At 72.5% G+C, this 16,579-nt stretch carries 12 protein-coding genes; 2 read left to right on the top strand and 10 right to left on the bottom strand.

Features of this window, described 5'->3' with window-relative positions; translation table 11 throughout:
- Positions 1-4: 4 nt before the first annotated feature.
- The gene (locus DFP74_RS12895; protein WP_121181926.1) at positions 5-2,101 is read right to left on the bottom strand and encodes a catalase; all 2,097 of its coding nucleotides are present in this window, start codon (positions 2,099-2,101) and stop codon (positions 5-7) included.
- 221 nt (positions 2,102-2,322) lie between these two features.
- On the opposite strand from DFP74_RS12895, the gene DFP74_RS12890 reads away from it, so the two are divergent.
- Complete coding sequence (locus DFP74_RS12890) at positions 2,323-3,177, top strand: SDR family oxidoreductase (protein ID WP_121181925.1); 855 nt, start codon at positions 2,323-2,325, stop codon at positions 3,175-3,177.
- Between the two features lie 133 nt (positions 3,178-3,310).
- Here DFP74_RS12890 and DFP74_RS12885 read toward each other — a convergent pair whose 3' ends face one another.
- Positions 3,311-3,724, bottom strand: a complete 414-nt coding sequence (locus DFP74_RS12885) for a ChaB family protein (RefSeq protein WP_121188216.1) — start codon at positions 3,722-3,724, stop codon at positions 3,311-3,313.
- Between the two features lie 300 nt (positions 3,725-4,024).
- Between DFP74_RS12885 and DFP74_RS12880 the strand changes: the two genes are divergently transcribed.
- Complete coding sequence (locus DFP74_RS12880) at positions 4,025-4,879, top strand: serine aminopeptidase domain-containing protein (RefSeq protein ID WP_121181924.1); 855 nt, start codon at positions 4,025-4,027, stop codon at positions 4,877-4,879.
- A gap of 593 nt (positions 4,880-5,472) precedes the next feature.
- Here DFP74_RS12880 and DFP74_RS12875 read toward each other — a convergent pair.
- The 8 genes from DFP74_RS12875 to DFP74_RS12840 form a co-directional block, all read right to left on the bottom strand.
- On the bottom strand, positions 5,473-6,798 hold the full coding sequence (locus tag DFP74_RS12875; RefSeq protein WP_121181923.1) for an ABC transporter substrate-binding protein: 1,326 nt from the start codon (positions 6,796-6,798) through the stop codon (positions 5,473-5,475).
- A gap of 68 nt (positions 6,799-6,866) precedes the next feature.
- Entirely contained in the window at positions 6,867-8,048 is a 1,182-nt protein-coding gene (locus tag DFP74_RS12870; protein ID WP_121181922.1) for a branched-chain amino acid ABC transporter permease, read from the bottom strand.
- A 2-nt stretch (positions 8,049-8,050) separates the two neighbouring features.
- Positions 8,051-8,902 carry a branched-chain amino acid ABC transporter permease gene (locus tag DFP74_RS12865; protein WP_121181921.1) on the bottom strand — a complete coding sequence of 284 codons (852 nt, stop codon included), beginning with the start codon at positions 8,900-8,902 and terminating at the stop codon, positions 8,051-8,053.
- An 11-nt stretch (positions 8,903-8,913) separates the two neighbouring features.
- A complete protein-coding gene (locus DFP74_RS12860) occupies positions 8,914-9,711 on the bottom strand; it encodes an ABC transporter ATP-binding protein (protein WP_121181920.1) in 798 nt (265 codons plus the stop codon).
- Positions 9,708-10,559, bottom strand: coding sequence for an ABC transporter ATP-binding protein (locus tag DFP74_RS12855; protein ID WP_121181919.1), 852 nt, complete (start codon positions 10,557-10,559; stop codon positions 9,708-9,710). Before DFP74_RS12855 ends, DFP74_RS12860 begins: the two co-directional genes overlap by 4 nt.
- 129 nt (positions 10,560-10,688) lie before the next feature.
- The gene (locus DFP74_RS12850) at positions 10,689-13,577 is read right to left on the bottom strand and encodes a LuxR family transcriptional regulator (RefSeq protein WP_121181918.1); all 2,889 of its coding nucleotides are present in this window, start codon (positions 13,575-13,577) and stop codon (positions 10,689-10,691) included.
- A gap of 487 nt (positions 13,578-14,064) precedes the next feature.
- Positions 14,065-15,036 (bottom strand): carbohydrate kinase, encoded by a 972-nt coding sequence (locus DFP74_RS12845; protein ID WP_121181917.1) that lies wholly within the window; start codon positions 15,034-15,036, stop codon positions 14,065-14,067.
- Positions 15,033-16,358: an AGE family epimerase/isomerase gene (locus tag DFP74_RS12840; protein WP_121181916.1), complete on the bottom strand. Its 1,326-nt coding sequence runs from the start codon at positions 16,356-16,358 to the stop codon at positions 15,033-15,035. The genes DFP74_RS12845 and DFP74_RS12840 overlap by 4 nt, the downstream gene beginning before the upstream one ends.
- Positions 16,359-16,579: the final 221 nt, after the last annotated feature.

Here is a 16,579-nt window from a genome sequence, read left to right as displayed (position 1 = left end):
CCCCTCAGGCCGGAATCGCCGACGTCGCCCGGTTCCAGAACCGGTGCGCGCCGATGAGCCGGGCGAACTCCGTGATGAGGTCGTCGCCGGCCCGCCCCGACTTGACCACTCCCATCACGCTGTGCGTCTCGTTCTCCACCGGACCCGCGACGCCCTCCGGCAGCGGCGGCGCGGTGAGCAGGGATCCGCCCGCCCCGATCGCGGCCAGCGGCTTGTGGTGCTTGTAGGCCTCCAGCAGGAAGTGCCGGGCGGTACCGTCGCCGGCCAGCGTGACGGCGCACTCCGTCCCCCCGGTGACGGCGACCGCGTCGTAGAGCACCGACGACACGGTCGTGTAGGCCCGGTCGACCGTGACGGCCGACCCGTCCGTGGCGCGGACCGCACCGTCCCTGGACGCCAGCAGCTCCACCACGGCGCCCTCCGCGACCAGCGAGTCCCGCAGGGCCGAGACGTCCTGGGCGTCCACGCCGTCGGCGACCAGCACGGCCACCTGCCGGCCCACGAGCGACCCGAACGCGGTGTTGGCCTGGCTGAGCGCGGGCGAGGAGCGCCCGTGGTTGGGGGTGCCGTCCTCCGCCGAGGGCGGCACGACACCGATCCCCTCGGCCACGCTCACGGCCAGCCCGTGGTCCACGTGGTTGAGGTTGGCCACGACCCGCTGCCGCACCTCCAGCTCCTCGCACTTGCCCAGTTCGAACCGGAAGGCGGCCCGCAGGTGCTCCTTCTCCCAGTCCGCCAGGCTGTTGTAGAAGAGCGTGGCCTGCGAGTAGTGGTCCGCGAAGCTGTCGCTGCGCACCTTGATCTTCTGGCCCTCCACCTTCTCCGTGTAGTGGCGGTAGCCGCCCCCCTCGGTCAGGGCGGGGCAGCCGCCGCCGACCCGGTTGGGGAAGTAGGAGGTCTTGCCCCGGTGCACCCGGTGCTGGGCGAACCCGTCCCGCTGGTTGTCGCTCACCGGCGCCACCGGGCGGTTCACCGGGATCTGCTGGAAGTTGGAGCCGCCCAGGCGCAGCAGCTGGGTGTCCAGGTAGGAGAAGTTGCGCGCCTGCAGGAGCGGGTCGTTGGTGAAGTCGATGCCCGGCACGACGTTCGCGGTGTGGAAGGCCACCTGCTCGGTCTCGGCGAAGAAGTTGTCCGGGTTGCGGTCCAGGACCAGCTTGCCCACCGGCTGCACCGGCACCTGCTCCTCCGGAATGATCTTGGTGGCGTCCAGCAGGTCGAAGTCGAAGGCGTGCTCGTCCTCCTCCTCCACGAGCTGGACCCCCAGCTCCCACTCCGGGTACTGGCCGCGCTCGATGGACTCCCACAGGTCGCGCCGGTTGAAGTCCGGGTCCTTGCCCTGCACGCGCTGGGCCTCGTCCCAGACCAGGGAGTGGGTCCCCAGCAGCGGGCGCCAGTGGAACTTGACGAACGTGCCCCGGCCCTCGGCGTTCACGAAGCGGAAGGTGTGCACGCCGAAGCCCTGCATCGTCCGGTAGCTGCGTGGCAGGGACCGGTCCGACATCAGCCACATCATCATGTGCATGGCCTCGGGCTGGAGTCCCACGAAGTCCCACAGGGTGTCGTGGGCGGACTGCGCCTGGGGGATCTCGTTGTGCGGCTCGGGCTTGGCGGCGTGGACGAAGTCGGGGAACTTCACGCCGTCCTGGATGAAGAAGACCGGCATGTTGTTGCCGACGAGGTCGTAGTTGCCCTCCTCGGTGTAGAACTTCACGGCGAACCCGCGTACGTCGCGCACCGTGTCGGCCGACCCGCGCGACCCGGCCACGGTGGAGAAGCGCACGAACACCGGGGTGGTGACGCCCGGGCCCCGCAGGAAGTGCGCGGTGGTCCGGTTCTGCAGACCGCGGTACGTGGTGAAGTGCCCGTAGGCCCCCGCCCCGCGCGCGTGCACGACCCGTTCCGGGATGCGCTCGTGGTCGAAGTGGGTGATCTTCTCCCTCGCGTGGAAGTCCTCCAGCAGGGTCGGCCCGCGGACCCCCGCCCGCAGCGAGTTGTCCGTGCTCCCCACCGGCACACCCGTCTCGGTGGTCAGCGGTTCCGTGGAGTCGGTCCTGTACTGGTCGAGCTGGCGGTCCTTCGCGTCCCGTCCATCCGTGCTCATCACTACCTCCGCACTGCCTCCGCGCCGGTTCGCGTTCGGTCCCTCCCCCTCCACTGACCGACCGCTCGCGCGGACAAACACGCCTTGCCCGGAATTGACCCTCGCCCCCCGCGTACCAAACCAGGACCACGATCCGTCCACACCCCGGGTCACCACCGCCGCTCTCGGGTAGGCGTGCCCAGGAAGGCGAAGCGAAGCGGAGTGGAAAGGAGTGAGGCGACATGTCCGAGACGCCGCCACCGGCGCAGAGCCAGCCCCACCCGGGTCGGACCGAACCGATGCGTCCCCACCCGAAGGACGAGATGAGGGACTACGAGGGCCGCGGGCTCCTGAAGGGTCGGCGGGCCCTGATCACGGGCGGCGACTCCGGGATCGGCCGCGCGGTCGCCGTGGCCTTCGCCAAGGAGGGCGCCGACGTCGTCTTCGGCTACCTGAACGAGGAGGACGACGCCCAGCACACGGTCGACCTGGTGCGCGCGGAGGGGCGCACGGCGGTCGCGGTCAAGGGCGACCTGGCCGACGAGTCGTTCTGCGCCGAACTGGTCCGGCGCGCGGTCGACGAACTCGGCGGCATCGACGTCCTGGTCGAGCACGCCGCGACCCAGAGCCCCGTGGAGAAGTTCACCGACCTCACCACGGAGCAGCTGCGGCGGACCTTCGACGTGAACGTCATGGGGGTGTTCTGGACGGTCCGCGAGGCGCTGCCGCACATGCCCGAGGGCAGCGCGATCATCATCACCGGGTCGATCAACGGCCTGCGCGGCAACGCGAAGCTGATCGACTACGCGTCGAGCAAGGCCGCCGTGATGAACCTGTCCTCGTCCCTGTCGCAGACGCTCCGGGACCAGGGCATCCGCGTGAACTGCGTGGCGCCGGGACCGGTGTGGACTCCGCTCATCCCGGCCACGCTGGGCGAGAAGGGCGCCGAGGGGTTCGGGGAGCAGGCTCCGATCGGCCGGGCCGCGGAACCGGACGAGATCGCCCCCTCGTTCGTGTTCTTCGCCAGTGACCGGCTCTCCTCGTACTACACGGGCGAGACCCTGGCACCGACGGGCGGGGAGATCCAGGCCGGCTGACCGGCCGTAGGCCGTAGGTCCCGCGCGGGGGCCACGACCCACACGAGGGGCGGGGACCGATGTCCCCGCCCCTTCCTCCATGTCCCCCGCGCGGTCTCTCCCCCGTGGTCACACCACCGCGCGGCGGGAGTCTCTAGGAACCGCGCGCACGCGAGGTGCGCCGTTCGCTCTCCTTGCGCAGCGCGTCCACGAGTTCGTCCTTGTCCATCTTCGAGCGGCCGGAGACGCCGAGGTCGCGTGCCTGCTCGTAGAGCTCCTTCTTGCTGGCGTTGGCGTCCACCCCGCCGGCGGTCGGCTTGTCCTTGCCCCGGCCGCGCGCGGCGTCGGGGTTCTCCGCCTGCGCGTCCGAGGGCCCCGACCGCTGCTTGGGCACCCACCGGTCGCCCTTCTTCTGGTACGAGTGCTTGAGCGCGGCGAACGCGACGCGGTGCGCCCGCTCGCCCTCCCCGTACTCGTCCACCGCCGAATCGTGCGCCTTGATCCAGGTGCGCTGGGCCTTCTCCGGCGATCGCTTCAACGTGTCCGGTAGTTCACTGGCTCCCGGCATGGCCGTCACCCCCTTACGGACGGCACTGCCCGAGGGCCCTCCGCACGAAACCTACCGGCGAGTTAACTACCACTGGTGATCTCACGGATGCGTATTCACACATTCGTCACCATAGTTGAGTCGTCCATCGAAATGAGGCGCGCAACACATCGGCACCCCTGAACCGGTACGCGCTCTCATTCCCCCCAGGGACAACCCGCGTTCTACGCGGGCCCCCGCTGCACGAGATAAGGACAACCCGTGCGAACTCAGAATGCCCCCGAGAAAACGACCCCCCGATCCTGGGCCAGTAGGCTCGCCATGAAGACCGCCCTGGTCCTGGGCGTGGCCGTGGCGACCGCCGCCACCGTCATCGCCCCGGCGCAGGCTGCCGACTACCAGCGCGGACCCGACCCCACCGAGTCCAGCATCGAGGCGCTCCGCGGGTCCTTCGCCACCGACTCCACCAGCGTGTCATCCTGGGTGAGCGGCTTCGGTGGCGGCACCATCTACTACCCGACGGACACCAGCCAGGGCACCTTCGGCGGTGTCGTCGTGGCTCCCGGCTACACCGCGAGCAGCTCGACGATGTCGTGGCTGGGCCACCGACTGGCCTCCCAGGGCTTCGTGATCTTCACGATCGACACCAACTCCCGCTACGACCAGCCCAACAGCCGCGGCCGTCAGATCGAGGCCGCGCTGGACTACCTGGTCGAGGACAGCGACGTGACGGACACCGTGGACGGCGACCGCCTCGCGGTGATGGGCCACTCCATGGGCGGCGGCGGCACGCTCGCCGCGGCCGACGACCGGCCGGAGCTCAAGGCCGCCATCCCGCTGACCCCGTGGCACACCCAGAAGAGCTGGTCGCGGGTCACGGTGCCCACCATGATCATCGGCGCCGAGAACGACAGCGTCGCCTCGGTGCGCTCCCACTCCATCCCGTTCTACGAGAGCCTCAACCGCTCGGTGGACAAGGCCTACGTCGAGCTGGACGGCGCGAGCCACTTCGCTCCGAACACCAACAACACCCCGATCGCCCGGAACAGCATCGCCTGGCTGAAGCTGTTCGTCGACGAGGACGAGCGGTACGCGCAGTTCCTCTGCCCGGCGCCCAGCACGGGCTGGGGCTCGGACTACTCCGACTACCGCGACACCTGCCCCTACGGTTCCTGATCCCCACCGTTGAGGCATGAACGGCGGGCCGCCTCCAGCGGCCCGCCGTTTCCTTGTGTCCGGGAACGCGCGCGGTTCCCGAGATGATCGATCGCTTCACTTTGAAATGCGTCCGATATCGCGCCGCCATTCCCGTCGTGCCGAAGGTGGGCGGGACCGGTCGCCCTGGAACAGGTCCCCGCGGAAAGCCCTCTTCGGTGTTCACCGCTCGGTCGCTTTCCCGAGCGGACCGGGGCACCGCGCGGTGCGGACGCCGCGGCACCGGAGGCCGTTCCTCCGCCCGGGATCACATCCCGCGGCCCTGAGGCGTCGGGAGCGGTGTGGCCGAGGTCCCGCGGGTGGACCCGCGGTGGGCGACTCCCGTCAGAGGTGGAGTCCCGCGGCGGGCGCGCCCGGGAGGGCGATCCCAGGCGGGCGGGCTCCCGCGGTGGGCACTCCCGCGGTGAGTGGCTCCTCTCGGAAGGCTCCCATGGGGCCGGAGCCCCACGGGCCGGCGGTGCCGGAGCCCCGCGGCGGCACGCACAAGGCGGCGGCCCGGGGAACACTCCCCGGGCCGCCGCCCGCCTCCGGTCCGTCTGTGGGACCTAGAGCGATCAGTCGTGGAAGTCCAGCTCCTCGGGCAGCACGCGCTCGAAGTCCGTCTCCTCGATGGGGCCGCCCTCGCGGTCGGTCACCCGGGCCTCCTGGACCATCTCGATGTCGTTGCCGGCTCCGTACTGGACGACGTACACGCCCTCGTGGCCGCCGTGGTCACCGTCGGACGAGGAGAACGGCACCAGGCCCGGGCCCTGCCACTCCTGGCTCTCCAGCGCGTCGATCAGCGACTGGCGGGTGAGGTCCTCGCCCGCCGCCTTCAGGGCCTGCGAGAACATCACGGCCTGCGTCATGCCGAACAGGTGCGTGTTGGTCAGCGGGCCGTCCTCCCCGTACTCCTCCCACACGGAGGTGAAGAACTGGGACCACTCGTCCTCGGTGTCCTCCACCCGAGGGAGGTAGCTCGTGATGATCATCTCGTCCAGGAAGGCGTCGGCGGGAACCTCCTCCGCGTCCGTGCCCTCGGTGAAGTTCGCGAGCAGGCCCTGGAGCGTGGCGGTGTCGCCGCCGATGCTGGAGACCACCCACTGCGGCTCGTAGCCGATGCTCGCCGACTCCAGCAGGGCGAGGGCGACGAAGGCCGGGATGCAGGAGCACACGACGACCTCGGCGCCGGAGCGCTCCAGCTCGGCGATCTGCGCGCTCATGTCGGTGTTGTCGGACTCGTAGTGCTCACGGGCCACGACGTCGTTGTTGAGGTACTGGTCGAGGCCGGCCTGCGCGTCCTCGCCGACGTCGTCGTTCTGGAACAGGTAGCCGACGGGCTGTCCGGAGAAGTTCTCCGCGACGTACTCGCCCTGGATCTTGGCTTCCTTGGTGTAGTCCGTCTGCCACCCGTAGGTCAGCGGGTACTCTTCCGGGTTGTTCCACGCCAGGGCGCCCGACGAGGGGAACACGTCCGGGACGCCCTCGTCGTTGAGGTAGTCGAGGACACCGCTGTGCGTGGGCGTGCCCAGCCCGCCCATCATCGCGAAGATCTCCTGCTCGATGACGAGCTCGCGCGTGACGTCGATCGTCTGCGAGGGGTCGTAGACGTCGTCCTCGACCCGGTAGTCGATCTCGCGTCCGTTCACACCTCCCTGCGCGTTCACGTAGTCGAACACGGCGCCCGCCGCCTGGGAGATCGACAGGTATCCGGGCGCGGCGGGCCCGGTGAGGGGCTGGTGCGTACCGATGATGACGGACTCGTCGGTGACACCCGGGGCCACGTCCAGGTCGACGTCGCCGGTCTCGGCGACGTCGCCGGCGCCCGTGCAGGCCGACGCCATCATCGTCAGCGCGAGGGCCGCCGCCGTGGCGGCCAGTGTTCCTCTGCGGAATCGCATCGTGTTCTCCTTCGTCAGGGGGTGGAGATGACGTCTCACGGGCCCCGAGGCGGGTCCCGCGGCGGGTTTCAAGAGGTGCCCCTGGAGCCGTCGGTGTCAGGAGCGGCACCGTCCGACGAGGCACTGTTCGGGGTGGCGCCCTGGGAAGGGGCGCCGTTCGGGGCAGCGGGCGCGGCGGCGGTCCTGCGCTTGTACGCCATCACCTGGAACACGCCCTGGATCCCGTAGGGCCAAAAGCGCAGGACGAGGATGAGGACGACGCCGAACACCACGACCGGGAGGTTGTTCTCCACGTTCGGGCTGAAGTTCATGGCGCCCGCGAGGTCGGAGACCCAGACCTCCAGGTAGACCAGCGCCAGCGCGGCCCAGAAGGCGCCCCACATGCTGCCGATGCCGCCCAGGACGAGTACGGCGAGCAGGCTCAGCGACAGCGCCAGCGTGAACGTGCTGGGCGTGACCGTGCCGAGCACGTAGGCCTGGAGTCCGCCGGCCAGACCGCCGGCGGCCGACGCGATGACGAACGCGACCACCTTCGTGCTGCCGACGGGCACGCCGGACATCGCCGCCGCGGTCTCGTCGTCGCGCACCGCGCGCATGCGGCGGCCGAGGCGGCCCGTGCTCACGGTCGCCAGGACCGCGAGTCCGATGACGACCGTGGTCCACACCACGATCGCCTTCCACTCGCTGCCGGAGAAGATCCCCTGCAGGGCGGGCGGAGCGCCCGCGGTGCGGATGTTGAGCCCGTTGCTGCCGCCGAGGAACTCGTGGTAGCGGTGGGTGAGCCCCGGCAGGCCCACGGCCAGGATCAGCGTGGCCCCCGCGAGGTAGGGGCCGTGCAGCCGCGCGGTCGCGGCGCCGACCGCGATACCGGCCACGATCGAGACGACCACGATGATCAGCAGGTTCGCGGCCAGCGGCAGCATCGGCTGGTGCCCGATCAGCAGCGCCATGGTGTACGCGCCGATCATCATGAACGCGCCGTGGCCCAGGGACACCTGGCCGCTGCCGCCGACCAGCAGTTGCAGGCCGGCCAGGGCCAGCATCGTGTAGCCGACGGCGGCCAACCGCAGCGCGGTCAGGTCGCCCGTCACGAACAACAGGGCGGTGACCGCGCCGAGGCCGAGGGCGGCGAGCACCAGGTGGCGCAGCGGCGAGGGCAGGCCCCGCCATCCTCCGGTCGCGCCCTTGGACGCGGCCGGCGCTGCGGGGGTCGTGGCGCGCTCCGCGCGCTGTCTGGTGGGCGAGGACATGGCTACACCTTTCGCGCGGTCGGGCGGGACAGGATGCCGTCGGGCCGCACGCTGAGCACGAGGACCACGATGACGAGGGCGGCGAGGGTCGCCAGTTCGGGACCGGCGTAGCCGGACACGTAGGTCAGGCCGAGGCCGATGAGCAGGCCGCCGATGACGGCGCCGAAGGGGTTGTCCAGACCGCCCACCACGGCCGCGGTGATGCCGAAGACGAAGACGACGTCGAACACGTTCGGGGAGAGGAACGGCGGGCCGGCGAGCATGCCCGCCAGCGCACCGATGGCCGAGGCGATCCCCCAGCCGGCGGTGAGCATCAGGCCCACCTTGACCCCGCTGAGCCGGGCCGCCTCCGGCCGGAAGGCGGCGGCGCGCATGCGCAGCCCGAGCGGCGTGTAGCGGTACAGGGCGAACAGCAGCAGGGCCACGACCGCGACCGAGCCGACGGTGAAGGCGTCGGCGGGCGAGAAGCGCCCGACGTAGCTGAACGCGTACTGGAGTCCGTGCTGCTCGTTGCCCCAGATCATCCCGACGCCGCCCTGGACGATGAGCAGGAGTCCGAGGGTGACGATGATGCCGTTGAGTTCGGAGACGCGGGCGATCGGCCGGATGATGACCCGTTCGACCACGGCCCCGGCGACCAGGCCGATCGTCAGGGCGCTGGCGAAGCCGATCCAGTAGGAGCCGGTCAGCTGGACCACGGTGTAGGCGGTGTAGACCGACATCAGGGCGAGCGCGGGCTGGGCGAAGTTCACCAGCCGCGTGGCCTGGTAGATGATGACCAGGGACAGCGCCAGCGCCGCGTACGTGGCCCCGGACGCCAACCCGCTCAGGGTCAGGTTGATGAAGTGGTTCATGGGGGGTCTCCTCAGAAGCCGAGGTAGGCGTGGCGCATGCGGTCGTCGGAGAGCAGGTCGGCCGAGGAGCCCTCGGCGGCCACACGTCCCTGGTTCAGGACGAACCCGTGGTCGGTGACCGACAGGGCGCCGGCCGCGTTCTGCTCCACGAGGACGACCGTCAGGCCGGTGCGCTCCCGCAGGTCGCGCAGCAGGGCGAAGATCTGCTGCGTGATGAGGGGGGCCAGGCCCAGGGAGGGCTCGTCCAGGAGCAGGACCTTGGGACGGGCCATCAGCGCGCGTCCGATGGCCAGCATCTGGCGCTCACCGCCGGACAGCGTGCTCGCGGACTTGTGGCGCCGCTCGACCAGCGGCGGGAACAGGTCCATGACCTCGTCCATCGTGGAGCGGTCGCGGCGGTCCCGGCGCCACAGGCCGCCCAGGCGCAGGTTCTCCTCGACCGTGAGCTCGACGATCACTCCCCCGCCCTCGGGGACGTGGGCGAGGCCGCGGGTGATGACCTTCTCCGCGGGAAGCCGCGTGATGTCCTCGCCCTCCAGCACGACCCGGCCGGAGGAGGCCCGGTGCAGCCCGGTGAGGGTCCGCAGGAGGGTGGTCTTGCCCGCGCCGTTGGCGCCGAGGACCCCGCACATGCCCTGCGGCGGGACCGCGAGGGACACGTCGGCCAGGGCGCGGACCGCGCCGAAGTGGGCGCTCAGGCCCTCCACCCGCAGGATCGGTTCGGCGTCGCCGTTCCAGGCGGGGGCCGCCGCCGGTGCCGTGCCGGAGCCGGCGCCCGGGGCGGCGCCGTTCGCGTGCTGCGCGCTCATCGTGTGCCTCCGTCGGAGTGCGAGGGGTCGACCTTGACGGGGCCGTCGCCGGTACGGCCCACGGCGGACTCGTCCGCGGGGGTGCCGAGGTAGGCCTGGGTGACGGCGGGGTCGGCCTGCACCTCCTCCGGTGTTCCGGTGGAGATGACCTTGCCGAAGTTCAGGACCACGATGTGGTCGCACACCCGCATGACCAGGTCCATGTGGTGCTCGACCAGGACCACGGCCATGTGCTCGCTGAAGCCGCGGATCTGGCCGGCGAGGTCGTCGATCTGCTTGCCGGACAGTCCGCTGGCGGGCTCGTCCAGCAGCAGGACCTCCGGGTCGGCCACACACGCCCGCGCCAGCGCCACCTGCTTCTGGATGCCGTAGGGCAGGGTGCCCGGGAGCCGGGCGGCGAACTCGGCGATGCCGAAGCGCTCCAGGGTCGCCACGGCGCGGGCCCGGAGCTCGCGCTCGTCGCGGTGGTGCCGGCCCAGGCCGGTGACCAGCGACAGGGGGCCGCCGCGGGCGGTCCGGTCGGCGCCCGCCACCACGTTCTCCAGGACCGACATCATCGGGAAGAGGTTCAGCCCCTGGAACGTGCGCGAGATCCCCGCCCTGGCCAGGTGGTGCGGACGACGGCCGGGTGGCGGTGCGCCCTTCCACGAGATGGTGCCGGACGTGGGCCGCAGGACACCGGAGAGCACGTTGAACAACGTGGTCTTGCCCGCTCCGTTGGGGCCGATGAGACCGACGACGCTTCCGGGGGCGACCCGCAGCCCGACGTCGTCGAGGGCGGTCAGGCCCCCGAAGCGCACGGTCACCCCGTCCGCGCTCAGTAGTTGGTCACGTGCGGTCGTTGTCATGGAGTCCTCTCTCCCGGTTGACCTGCGATTCCGTACCGACCAGTTGGTACGGGATCGTGATCGAACCGCACCGTCCCGCCGTCCACCGGACCGACCGTCACCTTCCCGGTCGGCGCCGGTCCGGCGCGGTCAGTTGAACAGGCGTGCCAGGTCCACCCGGGACCTGATGTTGAGCTTTCGGAAGATGCCGCGCAGGTGGTGTTCGACCGTGCGCGGGCTGATGAACATGTGCGCGGCCACCTCGCGGTTGGTGGCCCCCTCCGCGACGAGCCGGGCGATCTGCTGTTGCTGAGCGGTCAGCTCGCTGGTGGCGGAGGGATCGGGGCCCCGCTCGGAGGTCCCGATGGCTCGCAGCTCGGCGCGGGTCTGTCGCACCCACAGCCGGGCTCCGAAGCGCTCGAACGACTCCAACGCGTTGTAGAGGTGTTCGCGGGCCCTCCCGGGGAGGCGGGCCCTGCGCAGGAACGCGCCGAAGAGCAGTTGGGTGCGCGCGTGTTCGACGTCGTCGTCACCGCAGGCCCGGTGCAGGGCCAGAGCGTTCTCGAAGTGGTCCGCGGCCTCGTCGCCGCAGGCCAGCAACCCGGAGCAGCGGGCGGCCAGGGCCAGTACGCCCGGGCTGTCCACCGCCTCCGCCCAGCGTCGGTAGCCCGCCAGGGAGGTGTGCGCCCAGTCGGTCTCCCCCATGCGGGTCGCGGCCTCCACGAAGTGGGGCGCGGTGAGCAGCCGCATGGTCGGGTGGCCGTGGCCGGGGCCGGCGTGCGCGAGCGCGCGCAGCCGGAAGAACGCGTCGGCGGCGTTGCCGCGCGACAGCTCCAGGACGGCCTGGGCCCAGGCCGCCAGCGCCGAGGCCAGGCCGAGGCTGTTCTCGCCCGCCTGGGCGGCCACGGCCTTGGCCCGGATCCGGCAGGTCTCCACGTCGCCCTGGATGGCGGCGATCATGGCCAGTGACGCCAGGTGCTGGGTGGCCCACACCGACTGGCCGCACTCGCGGGCGACCCGCAGCCCGGTCAGCGCGGTGCCCGCCGCCGACGGGAAGCGTCCGCTCCAGAACTCCGAGAAGACCAGGAACCCCAGGGCGGCCGGGATGTTGGCGGTCTCGACCCGCACGCGCGCGACCTCCACGGCCCGCGAGGTCACCGACCGCACGTAGGGCGCGTCGCCCAGGCGCAGACCGGTCACGCCGGCCCAGATGAGTTCCGAGGGCCGGTCGATCTCGGCGGCGAGCGCGTTGACGCTGCGCAGCAGCGGCGCGGAGTGGACGTAGTCGCCGCGGAAGGAGACCGCGCACCCCTCCAGGTAGGCGCCGATGAGGCGCGTGGACGGCGAGCTGTCCGGCTTCACCAGCGGCAGGGCCAGGTCGGTGATGCGGCCGAAGCGCACGGGGTCGCCCGCCAGGGACGCGGAGTCGGCGGCGCGGACGAAGGCGCGCAGGGCCAGCGCGTGGTCGTGCGGGACGAGCTCGCGGCCCGCGGCCAGCAGCCGGTCCGCGGCGTCGATGGCGTTCCCGCCGCGCATGTACAGCTGGGCGTCGATGAGGTCGACGGTGGCCCGGCGCCGGTCGGTGACCGCCAGGGGGCGCGCGCGGCCGAGCAGCCGGGCGGCGCGGTCGGAGCGTCCGCCCACGTAGGACTCGTAGGCCGCCGAGGCGAGCCGACAGGCCCGCTCGTCGGACTCGGGGGTCAGACCGGCGGCGCGCTCGTGGGTGAAGGAGGCGGCCAGGGAGCCCTCCAGCCGCTTGGCGTGCCGTGCGGCCTCCGCGACGGCCGCGGCCAGGTCGGTGTCCGGGCTTCCGGTCCCGGAGGCGGTGTGCAGCGCGAAGTCGACGGGGGCGTGTTCGGCGTCGGTGACCGCCGCGAGCTCCCGGTGGGCGGCGCGCAGGCGGCCGGCCGAGCCGCCCTGCGCGATGGCCTCGCGCAGGAGGGGGTCGGTGAAGACGACGGCGTCGCCGTCCACGCGCACGAGGCCGCGCTCCTCGGCGGGCTCCAGGTCGGCGATGGTCGGGTCGGCGCCCTCGGACGCGTTCCCGTCCGTGCCCGGCGCGGCGGCGGCCTCGCCGGCCTCACGGTCCACGCCCTCCTGGCCGCCCGCGCGGGCGGCCAGGATGACATGGGCGCGCGGCTCGCGGGAGAGCGCGGCGAGGAGGAGCAGATGCCGTGTGGGCTCGGCCAGCTCCAGGTAGGGGGTGAGGAGGTCGGCGCGCAGGCGGCCGTCGAGCCGCAGGGTCTCGGGGAGCGGGTCGTCCCCGAGCAGTTGGGCGTCGGTGAGGCAGCGCAGGAAGCCCAGGACGGCCGCGGGGTTGCCGTGGGCGGCGGCCACGAGCGCGGTGCGCACGGCCGAACCGACCGTGACGGGCGCGTGGTCGGTGATGATGTCGTGGACCGCGCGTTCGGGCAGCGGCTCGACGATGTGCTCGGCCACGCCCGGGATGAGCGCGTCAGGGGTGGGTTCGTCGACGGAGGAGGGCAGCCGCGCCCCGGTGGGCTTGTCGTGACCGCCGTGCGCGGCGAAGACCGCCGCCACCGGAGTGCCGGTCAGTCGACGGGCGACGAAGGCGAGCGAGTCCAGCGACGGGCCGTCCAGCCGGTCGGTGTCGTCGACGCAGAGCAGGAGCGGCTGCTCCTCGGCCGCCAGGACGAGGAGTTCCAGGACACCGGTGTAGAAGGCGAACCGGTCCGCGTCGGCGACCGTGCCACCGCCCAGGGTGCGGCGCAGCAGGTCCCGGCGGTCCGCGTCCACGCGGTCGGTGACGGACTCGACCGGGCGCAGCAGCCGCTGCAGCCCGGCGAAGGGCAGGTCGGACTCGTCGGGGACGCCACCGGCGTGCAGGACGGTGAAATCACCGGCCATGGCGCGGGTGTGTTCGAGGAGGGAGGTCTTGCCGCGGCCCGGGCCGCCGGAGAGCAGCAGGCACGCCCCGCGTCGACCCCTCGCTTCGCCGAGTGCGTCGGCGAGGAGCCTCAGTTCGTTTTCGCGGCCCCGGAGCCGAAGGCTCGGGGGTCCCGTGTAACTGCCAGCCACGTGCTCACAGTTTCACAGGAGAACCCCATCGCGGCAGGTGCGAGCAGGCACACTGGTCGTTTCACCGATACCCGCACGGAGTCGCACGGGACGGTCTCTCCTGGCCCGGGAGGGGGTGGGCCAGGGGCACCCGCGAGGCGTGAACCAGTGTGACAGACGAGGGCCCACCTGCGGTTCCGTTGCGAGGCAAGCGTGACGCGACTCACGCGAAGGGGTGCCGCGGAGCACCCTCGCGCCCCCACCCCGGCCACACCACGGTTACCAAGCCGTAATGCGCGAACAGCACTCCCCCGCGATAAGGACAAACGGAACTAATGCCTCATAGCGGAGGAAACAACCTGATATCCACCCCTCATCGTGCGACGCCGCTCCCGGAGCACGGGCCGGCCCCGTGCGATCCCCGGCCCCGTGCTCCGGCCGCCCTCGCCGGCGACCGGGGCGCCGCTCCGGCGGCGACGCCCTCGGGCTCCCGGGGCGGCCGCCGCGGCTACTCGCTCTGACGCACCTCCACCTGCCCGATGGTCGGCGGGTCCGCGCCCTCCCTCGTCACGGTGTAGGCGGCCGCCCGCGCGGCGAAGCGGAGCAGGTCCTCCACATCCGCCGCGGCCAGGCCCGCCAGTCGGGCCCGGGGGCCCTCGCCCAGCAGGTCCGCGCGGTCCAGCCAGTACAGCAGGGCGCCCATGAAGGAGTCCCCCGCCCCGACGGTGTCCACCACCTCGACCTCGGGCGCGGAGACCGCGACCTCCTCCCCGTGGCAGAGCGCCAGGGCTCCGTCCCCGCCGAGCGTGGCCACGACCAGGGCGGGGCCCAGCGCCGCGAGCGCCCGGACCGCCTCCCGGGGCGTCAGGTCCGGGTACAGGAAGGCGAGGTCCTCGTCACTGGCCTTGACCACGTGCGCCTGCGCGACGTGCCGCAGGGCCAGGGCCCGGGCGGAGGCGGGGTCACCGATCACCTCGTGGCGGATGTTGGGGTCGATGGTGATCGTGGCGCCGCCGCGCCCGTGCTCACGGCGCAGCATCGCCTCGATGAGCGTGGCGCCGGGCTCCCGGAACAGCGCGATGGAGGCCGCGTGCACGGCACGCACACCGGGTTCCAGCTTCTCGGGGAGCTCGCCCGCGCGCCAGCGCCAGTCGGCCGCGTCCTCCATGCGGAAGTCGTAGCGGGCCGAGCCGTCCGGGCCGAGCGAGGCCAGCGCGAGCGCGGAGGGCTCCTCCGCCGCGAGCAGGCCGGCGGGGTCCAGGCCCTCGGCCAGGAGCCGCCGGCGGATGCGGTCGCCGAACCCGTCGGACCCGATGCGGGCCAGCAGACGGGTGGGAACGCCCAGGCGGGACGCCGCGACCGCGGTGTTGGCGGGGCCGCCGCCGGGAGCCGCGCGCAGGAGGGCGCCGTCCTCCCCCGCCGGCAGCAGGTCCATGACGTTCTCGCCGATGACGAGGAGACGGGGGTGTCCGTGGCTCACGTGCTCACCTCGGGGTGGTCGGAGGGGTCGGAGGAGGCGGGCTCGGCAGCGGTCGGGATGCCGGCCGCGATCGAGGCCGCCAGGTCCCCCTGGGGCAGGAGGACCGCCTGGTAGGCGTGGTAGACGTCGGGCTTGCCCGGCCACACGGTGGCCGCGGGGGCGTTGGCGGCGTCGAGCTCGTGCCGCCAGCTGCCGAGTTCGCGGTCGACGTGGAAGCGGTCGGCGTAGTCCCACCAGCGCTCGTAGTCGCGGGTGTAGCGCTCCCCGCCGGTGCGCCGGGCCAGGGCCCAGGCGGCCATCGTGGCCTCGGCGACCACCCAGTGCATGCGCTCCCGGACGACCGGGCGGTCCTCCCAGTCCAGCGTGTAGACGAAGCCGTCGGCGCCGTCGACCGCCCAGCCCCGCCGGACGGCGTGCTCGAACAGGAGCTCGGCGTCGGTGACCAGCCAGTCGGGGACCGGGTCGCCCGCCGCGGCGAGGGCGGACTCCAGGTGGAGCAGGAGGCGCGCCCACTCCAGGAGGTGGCCGGTGGTGCTGCCGAACGGCCGGAAGGGGTGGTCGGGGCGGTCCCGGTTGTAGTCCGGCAACGGCGACCAGTCCGCGGTGAAGTGCTCGGGCAGGCGCCAGTCGTGCCCGGCGGCCACGCCGTGGACCAGGCGTTCGGCGATGGACAGGGCGCGGTGGGTCCACCGGTGGTCCCCCGTGGCGTCGGCGGCGGCGAGGAAGGCCTCGACGCTGTGCATGTTGCTGTTCGCGCCCCGGTAGTCCTCGGTGCGCGTCCACGCGGCGTCCCAGCTCTCGCGGACCGCCCCGGCGGACTCCTCCCAGAACCGGGTCTCCACGACCTCCAGCGCCTCCGCCAGCAGCGCGGCGGCACCCGGGCGGCCGGCGACGGTGGCCGTGGCCGCGGCCAGGACGACGAAGGCGTGTTCGTAGGCGGACTTGCGCGGCGGCGCGGGGACCTCGTCGCCGGCCGCGGGCGCAGCGCTCTGGGAGCGCTCCCAGAGCGCAGTCGCGGCGGGCGCCTCGTCGAACCAGCCGCCGTGCTCGGCGTCGCGCAGCGGGCCCGCGAGCGCCGCCAGCCCGTGGTCGGCCAGACGCCCGGCGTCCTCCCGGCCCCGCAGGGACGCCAGTGAGAACACGTGCGTCATACGGGCGGTGATCCACGTGGCGGTCGGCCGGTCACGGCCCACCCGCCCGTGCGAGTCCAGCCATCCGAAGCCGTCGGGTACCGCCGCACCCTCGGCGAAGGCGTACAGCCCGCGCTCCTGGTCGCGCAGCCACGCGGGGCCGCCCGGAGCCACCTGTCGATCCTGAGTCAATCCACTGCCTCCTGTCGGGTTCACCGGCCCCACGCTATCCCCAGCGCTCGCTTTCGCGGAAGTCCGGCCCCACCGCAGGCCAGGGGGCCGGCCGCCGACCCCGCCCTCGGTGGGCCGCCCGTGCGACGGGCGCCGGCCCGGCCCGGATAAGGTCCATAGCGCCCCCTTCGGCCCAGGGACCACCGAACCTGGCACCGGGCCGAAGGGGGCACAGGCCCGCA

Source organism: Nocardiopsis sp. Huas11 (genome assembly GCF_003634495.1).
GTDB lineage: Bacteria > Actinomycetota > Actinomycetes > Streptosporangiales > Streptosporangiaceae > Nocardiopsis.
Note: the sequence above shows the minus strand (reverse complement) of the source record. Positions and strands in the feature narration are given on the sequence as shown.

Excerpts from the sequence above, each read along its gene's own strand:
- DFP74_RS12895 (WP_121181926.1), bottom strand. The coding sequence starts at position 2,101 with ATGAGCACGGATGGACGGGACGCGAAGGACCGCCAGCTCGACCAGTAC.
- DFP74_RS12890 (WP_121181925.1), top strand. The coding sequence starts at position 2,323 with ATGTCCGAGACGCCGCCACCGGCGCAGAGCCAGCCCCACCCGGGTCGG.
- DFP74_RS12885 (WP_121188216.1), bottom strand. The coding sequence starts at position 3,724 with ATGCCGGGAGCCAGTGAACTACCGGACACGTTGAAGCGATCGCCGGAG.
- DFP74_RS12880 (WP_121181924.1), top strand. The coding sequence starts at position 4,025 with ATGAAGACCGCCCTGGTCCTGGGCGTGGCCGTGGCGACCGCCGCCACC.
- DFP74_RS12875 (WP_121181923.1), bottom strand. The coding sequence starts at position 6,798 with ATGCGATTCCGCAGAGGAACACTGGCCGCCACGGCGGCGGCCCTCGCG.
- DFP74_RS12870 (WP_121181922.1), bottom strand. The coding sequence starts at position 8,048 with ATGTCCTCGCCCACCAGACAGCGCGCGGAGCGCGCCACGACCCCCGCA.
- DFP74_RS12865 (WP_121181921.1), bottom strand. The coding sequence starts at position 8,902 with ATGAACCACTTCATCAACCTGACCCTGAGCGGGTTGGCGTCCGGGGCC.
- DFP74_RS12860 (WP_121181920.1), bottom strand. The coding sequence starts at position 9,711 with ATGAGCGCGCAGCACGCGAACGGCGCCGCCCCGGGCGCCGGCTCCGGC.
- DFP74_RS12855 (WP_121181919.1), bottom strand. The coding sequence starts at position 10,559 with ATGACAACGACCGCACGTGACCAACTACTGAGCGCGGACGGGGTGACC.